13 protein-coding genes and 2 pseudogenes are annotated in these 13,686 nt (G+C 71.5%); 12 read left to right on the forward strand and 3 right to left on the reverse strand.

What is annotated here, in order from left to right:
* Positions 1 to 92 precede the first annotated feature (92 nt).
* Positions 93 to 1,109, reverse strand: a complete 1,017-nt coding sequence (locus EDD90_RS42460) for a serine hydrolase (protein WP_123978401.1) — start codon at positions 1,107 to 1,109, stop codon at positions 93 to 95.
* Positions 1,110 to 1,259: 150 nt separating this feature from the next.
* On the opposite strand from EDD90_RS42460, the gene EDD90_RS42465 reads away from it, so the two are divergent.
* On the forward strand, positions 1,260 to 1,994 hold the full coding sequence (locus tag EDD90_RS42465; RefSeq protein ID WP_123978402.1) for an SseB family protein: 735 nt from the start codon (positions 1,260 to 1,262) through the stop codon (positions 1,992 to 1,994).
* Between the two features lie 13 nt (positions 1,995 to 2,007).
* Here EDD90_RS42465 and EDD90_RS42470 read toward each other — a convergent pair whose 3' ends face one another.
* On the reverse strand, positions 2,008 to 2,382 hold the full coding sequence (locus tag EDD90_RS42470) for a DUF1844 domain-containing protein (protein ID WP_123978403.1): 375 nt from the start codon (positions 2,380 to 2,382) through the stop codon (positions 2,008 to 2,010).
* A gap of 376 nt (positions 2,383 to 2,758) precedes the next feature.
* Here EDD90_RS42470 and infC point away from each other — a divergent pair, with 376 nt between their 5' ends.
* The 3 genes from infC to rplT all read left to right on the forward strand — a co-directional run bounded on the left by infC (position 2,759) and on the right by rplT (position 4,259).
* A complete protein-coding gene (gene infC / locus EDD90_RS42480; RefSeq protein WP_185149419.1) occupies positions 2,759 to 3,445 on the forward strand; it encodes a translation initiation factor IF-3 in 687 nt (228 codons plus the stop codon).
* Between the two features lie 135 nt (positions 3,446 to 3,580).
* Positions 3,581 to 3,775, forward strand: a complete 195-nt coding sequence (rpmI, locus tag EDD90_RS42485) for a 50S ribosomal protein L35 (protein ID WP_046726698.1) — start codon at positions 3,581 to 3,583, stop codon at positions 3,773 to 3,775.
* A 100-nt stretch (positions 3,776 to 3,875) separates the two neighbouring features.
* Positions 3,876 to 4,259, forward strand: a complete 384-nt coding sequence (rplT, locus tag EDD90_RS42490; protein ID WP_053658616.1) for a 50S ribosomal protein L20 — start codon at positions 3,876 to 3,878, stop codon at positions 4,257 to 4,259.
* 92 nt (positions 4,260 to 4,351) lie between these two features.
* Here rplT and EDD90_RS42495 read toward each other — a convergent pair whose 3' ends face one another.
* Positions 4,352 to 4,915, reverse strand: coding sequence for an alpha-L-rhamnosidase C-terminal domain-containing protein (locus EDD90_RS42495; protein WP_398927262.1), 564 nt, complete (start codon positions 4,913 to 4,915; stop codon positions 4,352 to 4,354).
* Positions 4,916 to 4,982: 67 nt separating this feature from the next.
* Here EDD90_RS42495 and EDD90_RS59175 point away from each other — a divergent pair.
* The 8 genes and pseudogenes from EDD90_RS59175 to EDD90_RS42530 form a co-directional block, all read left to right on the forward strand.
* Positions 4,983 to 5,507 (forward strand): annotated as a pseudogene (locus EDD90_RS59175) (transketolase family protein); the annotation flags it as partial.
* A gap of 95 nt (positions 5,508 to 5,602) precedes the next feature.
* A pseudogene (locus tag EDD90_RS59180) lies at positions 5,603 to 5,755 on the forward strand (sugar-binding transcriptional regulator); the annotation flags it as partial.
* Positions 5,756 to 5,831: 76 nt separating this feature from the next.
* On the forward strand, positions 5,832 to 6,329 hold the full coding sequence (locus EDD90_RS57865) for a sugar-binding domain-containing protein (protein WP_260328476.1): 498 nt from the start codon (positions 5,832 to 5,834) through the stop codon (positions 6,327 to 6,329).
* A 100-nt stretch (positions 6,330 to 6,429) separates the two neighbouring features.
* Positions 6,430 to 7,290, forward strand: coding sequence for an RNA methyltransferase (locus EDD90_RS42510; protein WP_123978404.1), 861 nt, complete (start codon positions 6,430 to 6,432; stop codon positions 7,288 to 7,290).
* A gap of 54 nt (positions 7,291 to 7,344) precedes the next feature.
* Positions 7,345 to 8,490 (forward strand): ATP-binding protein, encoded by a 1,146-nt coding sequence (locus EDD90_RS42515; RefSeq protein ID WP_123978405.1) that lies wholly within the window; start codon positions 7,345 to 7,347, stop codon positions 8,488 to 8,490.
* 127 nt (positions 8,491 to 8,617) lie between these two features.
* Entirely contained in the window at positions 8,618 to 9,739 is a 1,122-nt protein-coding gene (gene pheS, locus EDD90_RS42520; RefSeq protein ID WP_123978406.1) for a phenylalanine--tRNA ligase subunit alpha, read from the forward strand.
* Positions 9,739 to 12,252, forward strand: coding sequence for a phenylalanine--tRNA ligase subunit beta (gene pheT, locus EDD90_RS42525; RefSeq protein ID WP_123978407.1), 2,514 nt, complete (start codon positions 9,739 to 9,741; stop codon positions 12,250 to 12,252). Before pheS ends, pheT begins: the two co-directional genes overlap by 1 nt.
* Positions 12,253 to 12,545: 293 nt before the next feature.
* Positions 12,546 to 13,682 carry a PP2C family protein-serine/threonine phosphatase gene (locus EDD90_RS42530; RefSeq protein WP_123978408.1) on the forward strand — a complete coding sequence of 379 codons (1,137 nt, stop codon included), beginning with the start codon at positions 12,546 to 12,548 and terminating at the stop codon, positions 13,680 to 13,682.
* The last annotated feature ends 4 nt before the right edge of the window (positions 13,683 to 13,686 follow it).

The following is a 13,686-nucleotide window of genomic DNA, read 5'->3' on the forward strand; positions in this document are numbered from 1 at the left end:
CGCGGGGCTGTGTCGATATGCGGCTACCGCCGCGTGGGCGCGACCAGTCCCCACCGGGCCCGCACCCGCCCGCGAACCCCTGAACCTTCCCCCTACTGCGAAGCCGAAGCCGAAGCCGACGCGGACCCGGAAGAAGAGTCAGCGTCCGTCAGGGAATCGACCGCCGCCTTCGCAGCCGCCTCCACCAGCGAGATCCCCTTGGCCTGACTCACCGTCCCGTTGGACAGCACGGCGACCAGATAGTCGGTCCCGCCCACCGTCACCCGCCCGATGCTGTTGACGTCCCACAGCCCGGTCGTACTCCGGGCCAGCCACCCGTTCTTCAGCGCGAACCCCGAACCGTCGGCGGCGGCCGAAACCCCCCACCGCTGGTCCGACTCGACCGTCTTCATCAGCCCCTGGATGTACGCCTGCGAGGCCTCGCTCAGCTTGGAATCGTCCCCGAACACCTGCTGGAGCAGGGTGAGCTGATCGGCGGCGGTGGTCTGGGTCAGCCCCCACAGCGCGCCGTCGCCGCCCTCCGTCCCCGTCAGCCCGAACCGCTTGTTCGCCGCGTCCAGCCCCGCCGCCTTGCCGATGATGTCCCACAGCTCCGACGCCGACGTGTTGTCGCTGTTCTCGATCATCTTCGTGGCGTACGCCTTCTCCGTCGCCGTCAGATGCCGCCCGGCGTCCTGCGCCTGCAGCAGCAGCGCCGCCAGGATGTCGACCTTGACGATGCTCGCGGTGTCGAAGGCCGCGTCGCCGTAGGCCGCGCTGTCGCCGGAGTCCAGGTCCAGCACCGCCGCCGACACCTTCGCCCCGGACGGCACGGTCACCGTCTTCATCGCCGTGCTCAGCAGGGCGTCCCGGTCCACGGCCGGCTCCGTCACCGGTTCCACCGACGCCTCCCCGTTCGCCGAGGCCGAGGAGGAGGGCGACGGCGACCCGGCCGACGATACGGCGCCGTTGTTGTCGCCCGCGTGCGCTTTCACGTACACGGTCCCGGCCGCCGTGACGCCGACGACGGCGACCAGCGCGAGGCTTGTGTAGAGAAGCGCGCGGCGTCGCGGTGGGCGGGCGCGTCGGCGGCCTCGGCGGGCTTCGGAGGTGGCTCTGGGGGACTCCATGCCCGCGATGCTCGGGGCGGGGACTGTGTGCCCCGTTAGCCCGAAGTTAGAAGTGGGTCAGGGAAACCTGAGATTCCCGTGAAAGCTGTGTCGACGGGGTTTCGGGGGCCGCACAACCGCAGCAGCTTCCCACCGATAGGGTCGGGGACCGTGGCGAACAAGAACATTCCCGACTCTGGCTACTCCGACGACGACGGCACCGCCGACCCCCGGCTGGCCGCCGCGCTGGCCGCCTGGGCCGAGGACCGGACGGCCGTCGCCCCGGTGCTTGAGGCGCTGAAGGGGGCCCGGCTCCTTGTACCGGTCGTCGCCGTGCTCGGCGAGGTCGAGGAGGACGAGAACGGGCTGCGCCGCGAGAAGACCAGCGACATGGCCGTGCCCACCCTGAAGGCCGGCCACCGCACCGCCCTGCCCGCGTTCACCTCCACCGAGTCGCTGGCCCGCTGGGACCCGGCGGCCCGGCCCGTGGCCGTACCCCTGCACCAGGCGCTGCAGGCCGCCGCGCACGAGAAGGCGGACACGGTGGTGCTGGACCTGTCGGGGCCCGTACCGTTCGAACTGACCGGGCCGGCGCTGCTGGCCCTGGCCGAGGGGCGTACGACGGCAGATCCGCTCGCCGACCCGGCGGTGCGGGAAGCCGTCCGCGCCGCGGTGGCCGCCGAGCCCGCTGTCCTGCGCGCGCACCTCGGCCCCGGACCGGCTGACGGGACCCTGGCGCTGGTACTGGACCCGGCCGCCGCGCCGCCCGCCGAGACCGCCCAGGCCGTCGCCGAGCGGCTCGCCGCTGACGGAACACTGAGGGCCCGCCTGGTGCGCGGCCTCGACCTGGCACTGCTGCCGGCCGGAACCACGCCTCCGGGCGAGCCCTTGTACGTGAAGAACTGATCGTCGCCGACTGCTAGCCGTAGACCGGGCCGGTGTACTTCTCGCCGGGGCCCTGGCCCGGCTCGTCAGGGACGATCGAGGCCTCGCGGAAGGCCAGCTGGAGCGACTTCAGGCCGTCGCGCAGCGGGGCCGCGTGGAAGGAGCTGATCTCGGTCGCCGAGGCGTCGAGCAGTCCGGCGAGGGCGGTGACCAGCTTGCGGGCCTCGTCCAGGTCCTTGTACTTGTCGCCCTCCTCGGTCAGACCGAGCTTCACGGCGGCCGCGCTCATCAGGTTGACGGCGACCGTCACGATCACCTCGACCGCGGGGACCTCGGCGATGTCGCGGGTCATCTCGTCGAAGTCGGGCTGCCCGGCGTCATCGGGGCCGGGAAGGGGCGTCTCACTCATGCCCCACACGATAGGCGCAGGGGACCTGGGGCTCTTACTTAGCCCAGGTCGTCTCAATTAGCCCTCCCCCGCCTTTACTGCTAGCCTTGTCTGACGACCGGCCGGACAGGTATGCCACACGGCTAGCTGGACCGGCCCACAAGTGGAGGCTTCGAACTCCCACCTGACCGCTCCACGGGCGGCGGGTCACCGGTCAGACGGTCGCTTCGCCGTTCCACGGCGACGGCGTTCCGTCCGATTCTGCGCCCCGCGATCCTCGCGGCGGTGTTCCGGTAGTTCGAGGAGCCCCGCCTGTGATCGTCCGGGGCATTTTTTCTGCTTCGGTGCGGTTAGGTCTTACGGAAACAGACGTTACGCGGTTGCCCGCCAGGCCGCCGTGTGGTGCTACCGAGGAGGATCCATCAGCACCGAGCCCCGCATCAACGACCGGATTCGCGTTCCCGAGGTGCGACTTGTCGGTCCCAGCGGCGAGCAGGTCGGGATTGTTCCGCTTGCCAAGGCGCTGGAGCTTGCGCAGGAGTACGACCTTGACCTGGTCGAGGTGGCGGCGAGCGCGCGTCCGCCGGTCTGCAAGCTCATGGACTACGGGAAGTTCAAGTACGAGTCGGCCATGAAGGCCCGTGAGGCGCGCAAGAACCAGGCGCACACGGTCATCAAGGAAATGAAGCTCCGGCCGAAGATCGACCCGCACGACTATGACACCAAGAAGGGTCACGTCGTCCGGTTCCTCAAGCAGGGCGACAAGGTCAAGATCACGATCATGTTCCGTGGTCGCGAGCAGTCCCGGCCCGAGCTGGGCTACCGACTGCTGCAGCGTCTCGCGGAGGACGTCCAGGACCTCGGTTTCGTGGAGTCGAACCCGAAGCAGGACGGCCGGAACATGATCATGGTTCTCGGTCCGCACAAGAAGAAGACCGAGGCGATGGCCGAGGCCCGGCAGGCGCAGGAAGCCCGCAAGGCGGACGCGAAGGCCAACCCCGGTCGCTCGCAGAACCCCGCCGAGATCGAGGCTGACGCCGACGTCGAGGTCGAGGCGCCCGCCGAGGAGCATGCCGAGGCGTGATCCCGGGGTAACCCGCCTCCGGGCAGTACCCAGGGGCGAGAGTCCCAGGACGTAACCGATACAAGAGCGACGTTCCGCCGTGCCCGGTTTAACGACCGGGCACCGGAGCGCCACCGACGAGGAGATAACGGCGCTATGCCGAAGAACAAGACGCACAGCGGTGCCAGTAAGCGCTTCAAGGTCACCGGCTCCGGCAAGGTGCTCCGTGAGCGCGCCGGCAAGCGCCACCTGCTCGAGCACAAGTCGTCCCGCGTGACGCGTCGCCTGACCGGCAACGCCGAGATGGCCCCGGGTGACACCGCGAAGATCAAGAAGCTTCTCGGCAAGTGACACGCGGGCGCCGCACGGCGCCCTGAGTCAACCCAACCGGGACCCAGTCGTTTCCGGGCCGCGTGAGTCCAACCGCGGCCCCGCTACAAGGAGTTAACAAGTGGCACGCGTCAAGCGGGCAGTCAACGCCCACAAGAAGCGCCGGGCGATCCTCGAGGCGGCCTCCGGCTACCGCGGTCAGCGTTCGCGCCTGTACCGCAAGGCCAAGGAGCAGGTCACCCACTCGCTGGTCTACAACTACAACGACCGCAAGAAGCGCAAGGGCGACTTCCGTCAGCTGTGGATCCAGCGCATCAACGCCGCTGCCCGCGCCAACGGCATCACGTACAACCGCTTCATCCAGGGTCTGAAGGCCGCGAACGTCGAGGTCGACCGCAAGATCCTCGCGGAGCTCGCCGTCAACGACGCCAGCGCCTTCGCCGCGCTCGTCGAGGTGGCTCAGAAGGCGCTGCCGGCGGACGTCAACGCCCCCAAGGCGGCGTGACGCTGCGCTGGCTTCGGCCGACGTGACTGAAGGACCCGCAGGCTCGATGGCTTGCGGGTCCTGTTGCGTCCAGTGGGCCGCGGCCCATGCCCCTAGGAGATGGTCACCGTCGCCGGTGGTGTCCAGCCGCGGCGGAACGTGTGGCGGCCCGGGCCGATCTCCTGCGGGGGCTCGCCGCTCGGGAAGTGGACCTCGGCGCGGGTGCTCGGAGGGATCAGGACCTCGATCACCAGGACGCGCTCCCCGGGCTCCTCGACGCGCCAGCCCGCCTCCGCCCTGCCGTACGGGGTGAGGTGCGCCGCCTTCGCCCAGGTCAGGTCCCCGCCTGGCACCGGGGCGATCCGCAGGCGCCGCCAGCCCGGTCCGGCGGCCGCCAGACCCGCCACCGTGCGGTGCAGCCAGTCGGCGACCGCGCCCAGCGCGTAGTGGTTGAACGAGGTCATCTCACCCGGATTGACGCTGCCGTCGGGCAGCATCGAGTCCCAGCGCTCCCAGATGGTGGTGGCGCCCATGGTCACCGGATACAGCCAGGACGGGCAGTCCTTCTCCAGCAGCATCCGGTAGGCCAGCTGCGGCTCGCCCGCCGCGCACAGGGCGTCGCAGATCAGCGGCGTACCCGCGAAACCGGTGGCGATACGGAAGGAAGCGCGCCGCACGACGTCGGCCAGCCGCTCCGCCGCGCCCGCCGAGGAACTGGCCGCCCTCGCCCGCCAGGACGAACGCGTGGTCGTCGTCTGCAACGACTCCGTCGGCTCAAGCAACCTCGTCGCCTTCCGCGAGGAGTTCCCCGACCGGCTCGTCAACGTCGGCATCGCCGAACAGAACATGGTCGGCGTCGGCGCCGGCCTCGCCAACGCCGGCTTCGTCCCCTTCGTCTCCGCCGCCGGGCCCTTCCTCACCGGACGCGCACTGGAACAGATCAAGGCCGACTGCGCCTACAGCGGGTTCCGGGTGATCCTGTGCGGCCAGAGCCCCGGCATGGCCTACGGCGAGCTCGGCCCCACCCACCACTCCGTCGAGGACCTGTCCTGGCTGCGTGCCGTGGCCGACCTCACGGTGGTCGTCCCGGCCGACCGCGCCCAGACCCGGGCCGCCCTGCGCTGGGCGTACACCCACGACGGCCCCAGCTACCTGCGCGTCCCCCGCTTCAAGATCCCCGACGTCACCCCGCCCGACGCCCCCTTCGAGCACGGGCGCGCCCAGGTGCTGCGCGACGGCGGCGACGTCACCCTCGTCGCCATCGGCACCCTGGTCTCCCGCGCCCTGGCCGCCGCGGACCGGCTGGCCGCCGAAGGCACCTGGAACTGGAGGACGCGCTCGCCGACCGCTACGACCTCACCGACGTGGTCATCGTCGAGAGCGACGACCTGCCGGACCACCCGCGCACCCTGCTGCGCGCGCTCGGCTCGGCGGCGGCCACCTACCTGGAGACGGCCTTCCGGCCGGGGGACGTGATCGGCGTCTCCACCTGGAGCGAGACCCTCCTCGCGGCCGTCGAGGTCATGCAGCCCGCCCGGGTGCGGGGCGTCGAGAAGGTCGTCCAGCTGATGGGCGGGCGACCCGCAGGGCCAGGTGCAGGCGACCCGGCTCACCGCGCGGCTCGCCGAACTCATAGGCGCCGGACCGCTGTTCGTCCGGGCCCCCGGGCTGGTCGGGTCGGCCCAGGCCCGGCTGTCCCTGCTGCACGACGCGACCGTCCTGGAAGTGGGCCAGGCCTGGGACCGGCTGACCGCCGTCCTCGTCGGCATCGGCAGCCTGCAGCACTCCCCGCTGCTGCAGCTGAGGGGCAACGCGGTCGCCGACGAGGAGCTCACCCGGCTGCGCCGGCTCGGCGCGGTGGGGGACATCTGCCAGCGCTTCTTCGACGAGGACGGCGTGCACGCTGACGCCGGCCTCGGGGAGCGCACCATCGGGGTCTCCGTGGACCAGCTCCGCAGCGCTCCCCGCCGGATCGCCGTCGCGCGCGGCGACCGCAAGTACGGCGCGGTGCGCGGCGCGGTGCGCGGCCGCTGGATCACCACGCTGGTCACCGACATCAGCACGGCCCGCCGCCTGCTCGACGAACCCTGACCCCGCCGCGCCGCACGCCCCGGGTGAGCGAGACTGGTGCGGCGGCGGTGCGGACCCGCCGCGCGCCGTGACCGACCGCCGTTGTGAAGGTGAACCACAGATGCCTCCCGCCACCCCCGAGCTCATCTCCCCCCGCTCTGCCCGTGTCGCCGCCGCCCGGCGGCTGGAGCGGCGGAACTTCCGGGGCAAGGAGCGGCTGTTTCTCGCCGAGGGGCCGCAGGCCGTGCGGGAGGCGGCCGGGCACCGGGTCGATGGCGAGCCGACGCTCGTCGAGCTGTTCGCCACCGTCGAGGCCGCGGAGCGGTACGCCGACATCATCGGAGCGGCTGGAACCGCCGGTGCCCGGATCCACCTGGCCTCCGAGGAGGTCATCGCCGACATCTCCACCACCGTGACGCCCCAGGGGCTCGTCGGGGTCTGCCGATTCCTCGACACCCCCTTCGAGGACATCCTCGCCGCCCGTCCCCGGCTGGTCGCCGTGCTCGCCAACGTGCGCGACCCGGGCAACGCCGGTACCGTGCTGCGGTGCGCCGACGCCGCCGGTGCGGAGGCCGTCGTACTCACCGACGCGTCCGTGGACCTGTACAACCCCAAGGCCGTGCGCGCCTCCGTCGGGTCCCACTTCCACCTGCCCGTCGCCGTCGGTGTTCCCGTCGAGCAGGCCGTGGCCGGGCTCAAGGGCGCGGGCGTCCGGATTCTTGCCGCGGACGGGGCCGGGACCGACGACCTCGACGACGAGCTGGACAAGGGGACCATGGGCGGGCCCACCGCCTGGGTGTTCGGGAACGAGGCCTGGGGGCTCCCGGAGGAGACCCGCGCGCTGGCGGACGCCGTGGTGCGCGTCCCGATCCACGGGAAGGCCGAGAGCCTGAACCTCGCCACCGCCGCCGCCGTATGTCTCTACGCATCGGCCCGTGCACAGCGCGCCTCCGGAGGCTGCCGTTCCGTCACCGAGAGCTAGTAGGGTGACCAGCTCGGGGGCCTGCTGCGCCGTCTGAGAGGTGGAGTACGGGGTATGACTGTCGGCACCAGTAACGCGCCGGGGGGCCGCGGTACCGGCCGGGTGCCCGCGCCCCGGCACGGTGACCTCACCGGGCTCGGCATCGACCCCGACGAACTGCCCGACGGCCTCGTGATCGCCGACGAGCAGGGTCTCGTCGTCTGCTTCAACGCCGCCGCCGCCCGTATCACCGCCACCGCCCCCGCCGACGCCCTCGGACAGCGTCTGGAGAAGGCCCTCCCCTTAGAGGACCTGGAGGGCCGGCGCTGGTGGCAGCTCACCGACCCCTACGGCGGCCTCGCCATCCGGGTCGGCCAGCCCGAGCGCAACCTGCTGCTGCCGGGCGGCCGGGAGGTGCTGGTGTCCGCGCGGTATGTGCGCACCGAGCCCACCGGGCCCGTCCGGCGTGTCGTCGTCTCGCTGCGGGACACCGAGGCCCGCCGCCGTACCGAACGCAGTCACGCCGAGCTGATCGCCACCGTCGCCCATGAGCTGCGCTCGCCGCTGACCTCCGTCAAGGGGTTCACCGCCACCCTGCTCGCCAAATGGGAACGGTTCACCGACGACCAGAAACGGCTGATGCTGGAGACGGTGGACGCGGACGCCGACCGGGTCACCCGGCTCATCGCCGAGCTGCTGGACATCTCTCGGATCGACAGCGGACGCCTTGAAGTGCGCCGGCAACCCGTCGACATAGGCGCGGCCGTCGGACGGCACATCCAGGCCTACGTCGCCGCCGGGCAGCCCGCCGACCGCTTCCTGCTCCGCGTGGAGCAGCCGCTGCCCGCGCTCTGGGCCGACCCCGACAAGGTCGACCAGGTCCTCAGCAACCTCATCGAAAATGCCGTGCGGCACGGCGAGGGAACCGTCACCATCGACATCACGGCCACGGCGTCCCCGCGCGAAGGGGAAGGCCCTGAGAACGCAGCTACGTCGGTCACGGTGAGCGACGAAGGGCCCGGCATCCCGGAGGAGTCCATGAACCGCGTCTTCACCCGCTTCTGGCGGGGCAGCAAGCGCGGCGGCACCGGCCTCGGGCTCTACATCGTCAAGGGCATCGTCGAGGCCCACGGCGGCACCATCACCGTCGGACGAGCCCCCAGCGGCGGCGCCGAGTTCCGATTTACGTTGCCCGTGGGCGCACCGGCGTATCTCGCCTGACGGCCCGCGGGCTCCTCGTACACCTCCACCCCGTTAGACTCGGCCTTTGGCACTTTTGTGTCCTTCACACGGCCCACCACAACGGTCACGGGGACCATCCGCCAGCCAATCGGAAGCACGGGAAGAGATGTCGGCACCGAATAAGTCGTACGACCCTGTAGAGGTCGAGGCCTTGAAACCGGAAGAGATCGAGCGCATGCGGGACGAGGCGCTCGCCGCCTTCGCCGCCGCGGACTCCCTCGACGCGCTCCAGGAGGCCAAGGTCGCCCACACCGGCGGTGCCTCCCCGCTGGCCCTCGCCAACCGCGAGATCGGCGCCCTGCCCCCGCACGCCAAGGCCGCCGCAGGCAAGCTGGTCGGCCAGGCCCGGGGCGCGGTGAACAAGGCCCTCGCCGGCCGCCAGGAGGAGCTGGAGGCCGAGCGTGACGCCCGGGTACTGGTCGAGGAGGCGGTGGACGTCACACTGCCGTACGACCGCGTCCCGGCCGGCGCCCGGCACCCGCTGACCACGCTCTCGGAGCGCATCGAGGACATCTTCGTGGCCATGGGCTACGAGGTCGCCGAGGGCCCCCAGGTCGAGGCCGAGTGGTTCAACTTCGACGCCCTCAACATCGGCCCGGACCACCCGGCGCGCGGTGAGGCCGACACCTTCTTCGTGCAGGGCCCCGAGGGCGGCACCGAGTCCGGCATGGTGCTGCGCACCCACACCTCGCCGGTCCAGGTCCGCTCCCTGCTCGACCGCGAGCTGCCGGTCTACACGATCTGCCCCGGCCGCGTGTACCGCACCGACGAGCTGGACGCCACCCACACCCCGGTCTTCCACCAGGTCGAGCTGATCGCCGTCGACGAGGGCCTGACCATGTCCGACCTCAAGGGCACCCTGGACCACATGGTCCAGTCGCTGTTCGGCGAGGGCATGAAGACCCGGCTGCGGCCGAACTTCTTCCCCTTCACCGAGCCCAGCGCCGAGATGGACATGCTGTGCTACGTCTGCAAGGGCGAGTCCGTCGGCAACCCCGACCGGCCCTGCCGTACCTGCTCCTCCGAGGGCTGGATCGAGCTCGGCGGCTGCGGCATGGTCAACCCGCGGGTGCTCATCGCCTGCGGTGTCGACCCGGAGAAGTACAGCGGCTTCGCCTTCGGGTTCGGTATCGAGCGGATGCTGATGTTCCGCCACAACGTCGAGGACATGCGAGACATGGTCGAGGGTGACGTCCGGTTCACCCGGCCGTTCGGGATGGAGATCTGATGCGGGTCCCGCTTTCTTGGCTGCGGGAGTACGTCGACCTGCCGGCGACGGAGACCGGGCGTGACGTCCAGGCCAAGCTCATTTCGGCAGGCCTCGAGGTGGAGACCGTCGAGCAGCTCGGCGACGGCCTCAAGGGCCCCCTGGTCGTCGGCCAGGTGCTGACCATCGAGGAGCTGGAGGGCTTCAAGAAGCCGATCCGCTTCTGCACCGTCGACGTCGGCACCGCCAACGGCACCGGTGAGCCCCAGGAGATCGTCTGCGGCGCCCGCAACTTCGCCGTCGGCGACAAGGTCGTCGTCGTGCTGCCGGGGGCCGTGCTCCCGGGCGGGTTCTCGATCAGCGCCCGCCAGACGTACGGCAAGACCTCCCACGGCATGATCTGCTCCACCGGCGAGCTGGGCATGGGCGACGACGGCAGCCACGGCATCATCGTGCTGCCGCCGGAGACCGAGGTCGGCAAGGACGCCATCGAGCTCCTTGAGCTGGTCGACGAGGTCCTGGACATCGCCGTCACCGCCAACCGCGGCGACTGCCTGTCCATCCGCGGCGTGGCCCGCGAGACCGCGATCGCCTACGGCCTGCCGCTGAGCGACCCGGCACTGCTCGACGTGCCGGGACCGAACGCCTTCGGCTACCCGGTCCAGGTCTCGGACCCGATGGGCTGCGACCGCTTCACCGCGCGCACCGTCATCGGTCTGAGCCCCGAGGCCCGCTCGCCGATCTGGCTCCAGCGCCGCCTCCAGAAGGTCGGCATGCGCCCGATCTCCCTCGCGGTCGACGTCACCAACTACGTGATGATGGAGCTCGGCCAGCCGCTGCACGCCTACGACCGCAACCTGGTCCAGGGCACCATCGGCGTCCGCCGTGCGGCCGAGGGCGAGAAGATCGTCACCCTCGACGGCGTCGAGCGGAAGCTGCACGCCGAGGACCTGGTCATCACCGACGACCGCGGCCCCATCGGCCTCGCGGGCGTCATGGGCGGCGCCAACACGGAGATCGCCGACCACGAGGACGTGGAGAACGCCACGACCGACGTGGTGATCGAGGCGGCCCACTTCGACGCCGTCGCCATCGCGCGCACCGCCCGCCGGCACAAGCTGTCCTCCGAGGCCTCCCGCCGCTTCGAGCGCGGGGTCGACCCGCAGGCCGCGGCCGCCGCCGCGCAGCGCACGGTCGACCTGCTGGTGCTGCTCGCCGGCGGCACCGCCGAGGCCGGCGTCACCGAGGTCATCACGCCGTCCGCGCCGCACACCATCACCGTCGCGGCCGACCACCCCGACAAGGTCGCGGGTGTCGAGTACGGCCGGGAGACCGTCGTCCGCCGCCTCCAGGAGGTCGGCTGCGACGTCTACGGGCAGGACGAGCTGATCGTCACCGTCCCGTCCTGGCGGCCCGACCTCCTTGAGCAGAACGACCTGGCCGAAGAGGTCATCCGCCTGGAGGGTTACGAGAACCTGCCCTCCACGCTGCCCAAGCCGCCGGCCGGCCGTGGCCTGACCCACCGGCAGCGCCTGCACCGCCGCGTCGGCCGCGCACTGGCCGGGGCCGGGTACGTCGAGGCGCCGAACTACCCGTTCATCGGCGAGGGCGTCTTCGACCAGCTGGGCCTGGCCGCCGACGACCCGGCCCGCCGTGTCGTCAAGCTGACGAACCCGCTCAACGACGAGGAGCCCGCGCTCCGTACGACGCTGCTGCCGGGCCTCCTCGGTGCGCTCCGGCGCAACGACGGTCGTGGTGCGCACGACCTGGCGCTCTTCGAGACCGGCCTGGTCTTCCTCCCGCGCGAGGAGCAGGGCGTCGCCGGTCATCTGCCGGTCGACCGGCGCCCCACCGACGAGGAACTGGTCGCGCTGAACGCCGTGCTGCCCGAGCAGCCGCGCCATGTCGCCGTCGTCCTCGCGGGCGCCCGCGAGCAGGCCGGCTGGTGGGGCAAGGGCCGTCCGGCCGACTGGGCCGACGCCGTCGAGGCGGGGCGCGCGGTCGCACGTGAGGCCGGGGTCGAGCTGATCGTGCGGTCCGGCCAGTACGGGCCCTGGCACCCCGGCCGGTGCGCCGAACTCGTCGTCGTCGCCGACGGCACCGAGCGGGTCGTGGGCCACGCCGGTGAGCTGCACCCGCGCGTGCTCAAGGCGCTGGGGCTGCCCGCGCGCACCTGCGCGATGGAGCTGGACCTGGACGCGGTGGAGCAGGCCGGCGACGGTGTGCCGCAGGCGCCCGGCATCTCCACGTTCCCGGTGGCCACGCAGGATGTCGCCCTCGTGGTCGACAAGCCGGTGCCGGCGGTGGAGGTCGAGGCGGCGCTGCGCGAGGGCGCGGGCGAACTCCTCGAGGCCATCCGGCTGTTCGACGTGTATGTCAACGACGAGCAGCTCGGCGACGGGAAGAAGTCGCTGGCGTACGCGCTGCGCTTCCGCGCGTCCGATCGCACGCTGACCGTGGACGAGGCGTCGGCTGCGCGGGACGCGGCTGTTGCCCTTGCCGGGGAGCGTACGGGAGCGGTGCTGCGGGGCTAGTCGCCGTGAGGGGGTGCGCGCATCGGCCGGGTGCGGGTTCGTCCTGGCTGGTCGCGCAGTTCCTCCCCCAGGCTTCGGCCGGGGGGACCCCCAGCGCCCCTGAAGGGGCGCGTTCCTGCCCGGCGTTTACATGTAGTGCCACCTGCATAAATGCGGGCGGCTCGGTGATCGTCACTCATTCGGGTGAGATCCAACCCGGACATGGGCGTTTCGGGGGATGCCGTCGACAGAATCGGACCGGCCTTTCGGGGTCGGTCCGTCTGTCTGTCAGGGCCTATATGGGGGCCATCGGCATGATCCGCATCAAGGCTGGGGTTCCCCGCAGCGGGCGGCCCCGGACGAACCCACGGCCCAGGCGCCGTGCCCTCGCCCTGGCGTTGCCCACGGCGTGGGGTGCCGTCGCGGTCGGCTACAAATTCGGATGCCCGCTGGCCGAGCAGAACGGGCTCGGTGCGCGGATCGTCACCAGCGCCGTGTTCTTCGCGGTCGGCACCGGGCTCATACTCCACGTCCGCCGGGCTCTGCTCCGGGAGCTGCGGCAGGTCCGCAAGGTCGCCGGCGCCGCGCAGAGCGTGCTGCTGCGACCGCTGCCGCCCCGCCTCGCAGGGCTGAACATCGCCGCCGCCCAGCTCTCCGCCGACCGGGGCGCCAGCATCGGCGGCGATCTCTATGAGGCCGTCGCCACCGAACACGGCGTACGGGTCGTGATGGGCGACGTCCGCGGGCACGGCCTGTCCGCCATCGGCACCGCCGCCGCCGTCCTCGGCAGCTTCCGCGAGGCCGCCCATGACGAACCCGAACTGGGCCGTGTCCTGGGCCGGTTGGACCGTGCCCTCGCCAGGCACCTGCGCGAACGAGCCAGGGCCGAGCACCCCTCCAGCGGCCAGGAACCGGACAGCCCGGTCGCCGAGGAGTTCGTCACCGTACTGCTCCTGGAGATCACGGGAGACGGCGAACTACGGGCCATCAACTGCGGCCACCCATGGCCGTATCTGCTGAGCGGTGCGCGCGTGGAGCCCCTGTCAGCGGCCGACCCGCTACCGCCGCTCGGCCCCTTCCCGCTCCCGACGGACCTCACCGCAGTCGACTGCGGCCGGCTGCGCCCCGACGAGTCCCTGGTCCTGTACACGGACGGTGCGGAGGACGCGAGAGACATGAGGGGCCGTTTCTTCTCCCTGCAGGAGGCACTGGAGAAAGCCGTACGAGACCAACCGGTCTCCCCGCAGGCCGTCCTCCGCACGGTCTTCACGGCCCTGCTCCACCACACGAACGGCCGCCCGACGGACGACATCGCACTCCTGGTCCTACGGAACGACTGCAACACGCGCCACTTCAGCGCCCCTCCAGGGGCGCGGGGCGCTGACAATAGCGGCTCCGCCGCGCGGGCGCGACCGGCCCCCACCCATCCGCAGCCGACAACGCACCGCTAGCTCC

Origin of the sequence: Streptomyces sp. Ag109_O5-1 (assembly GCF_003814875.1) — a bacterium.
GTDB lineage: Bacteria > Actinomycetota > Actinomycetes > Streptomycetales > Streptomycetaceae > Streptomyces > Streptomyces sasae.

What these genes read in the sequence shown, in the direction of transcription:
- EDD90_RS42460 (WP_123978401.1), bottom strand. Translation starts at nt 1,109, where the DNA reads ATGGAGTCCCCCAGAGCCACCTCCGAAGCCCGCCGAGGCCGCCGACGC.
- EDD90_RS42470 (WP_123978403.1), bottom strand. Translation starts at nt 2,382, where the DNA reads ATGAGTGAGACGCCCCTTCCCGGCCCCGATGACGCCGGGCAGCCCGAC.
- rpmI (WP_046726698.1), top strand. Translation starts at nt 3,581, where the DNA reads ATGCCGAAGAACAAGACGCACAGCGGTGCCAGTAAGCGCTTCAAGGTC.
- EDD90_RS42510 (WP_123978404.1), top strand. Translation starts at nt 6,430, where the DNA reads ATGCCTCCCGCCACCCCCGAGCTCATCTCCCCCCGCTCTGCCCGTGTC.
- EDD90_RS42515 (WP_123978405.1), top strand. Translation starts at nt 7,345, where the DNA reads ATGACTGTCGGCACCAGTAACGCGCCGGGGGGCCGCGGTACCGGCCGG.
- pheS (WP_123978406.1), top strand. Translation starts at nt 8,618, where the DNA reads ATGTCGGCACCGAATAAGTCGTACGACCCTGTAGAGGTCGAGGCCTTG.
- pheT (WP_123978407.1), top strand. Translation starts at nt 9,739, where the DNA reads ATGCGGGTCCCGCTTTCTTGGCTGCGGGAGTACGTCGACCTGCCGGCG.
- EDD90_RS42530 (WP_123978408.1), top strand. Translation starts at nt 12,546, where the DNA reads ATGATCCGCATCAAGGCTGGGGTTCCCCGCAGCGGGCGGCCCCGGACG.